Here is a 966-nt window from a genome sequence, read left to right on the forward strand (position 1 = left end):
CAAGCGGTTTGGAAGTGAGTCAGACGGTTGATTTTGCGGTTAATGCCGTTGCCGATATCGTCTCAGATAGTGCAGATATCGTTGAAGACACACCAACAATTTTGGATGTGTTAGACAACGATAGCTTCGAAGGTCAGTCGCCAATTGTGTCAGTAGAGGCAGGCAATGGCCCTGCAAATGGCAGTGTGGTTGTGAACAACGACGGCACGATCACCTACACACCAGACCAAGATTACAACGGCGCTGACGAGTTTACTTACACAGTCACCTCTGGCGGTGTCATTGAAACCACAACAGTTACGCTGAACGTTACTCCTGTAAACGATAAGCCGGTGGTTGAGAATACCATTGCAGACCAAGTTCTACCTGAGGACTTTACGCCTTATACCATCGATTTAAATGACGCGTTCAGTGACGTTGATAATACAGATAGCGAACTGACGTTTAGTGTTTCTGGTAACAGCAATATTCAAGTATCGATTGTCGATGGTATTGCGACGATCACACCAACTGCAGACTGGAACGGTTCAGAAGAGTTGACGTTTACCGCGACAGATCAAAGTGGTTTGGCTGTGAGTCAGACGGTTGGTTTCACAGTCAACGCCGTTGCCGACATTGTCGCTGACAGCGCAGATATCGTTGAAGACACCCCAACCATTTTGGATGTGTTAGACAACGATAGCTTCGAAGGTCAGTCGCCAGTCGTGTCAGTAGAGGCTGGCAATGGCCCTGCGAATGGCAGTGTGGTTGTGAACAACGACGGCACGATCACTTACACACCAAACCAAGATTACAACGGTGCGGATGAGTTTACTTATACAGTCACGTCTGGTGGTGTCACTGAAACCACAACAGTTACGCTGAACGTTACTCCTGTAAACGACAAGCCAGTGGTTGAGAATACCATTGCTGACCAAGTTCTACCGGAAGATTTTGCTGAGTACACGATTAACTTAAATGACGCGT

The 966-nt window shown here is 47.4% G+C and carries 1 protein-coding gene; it reads left to right on the forward strand.

From position 1 onward, the window contains the following. The coding region (locus tag VJL_RS27030) for a tandem-95 repeat protein (RefSeq protein WP_038882446.1) at positions 1-966 on the forward strand (966 nt) is incomplete at both ends.

This window comes from Vibrio jasicida CAIM 1864 = LMG 25398 (assembly GCF_000400365.1).
Taxonomy (GTDB): domain Bacteria; phylum Pseudomonadota; class Gammaproteobacteria; order Enterobacterales; family Vibrionaceae; genus Vibrio; species Vibrio jasicida.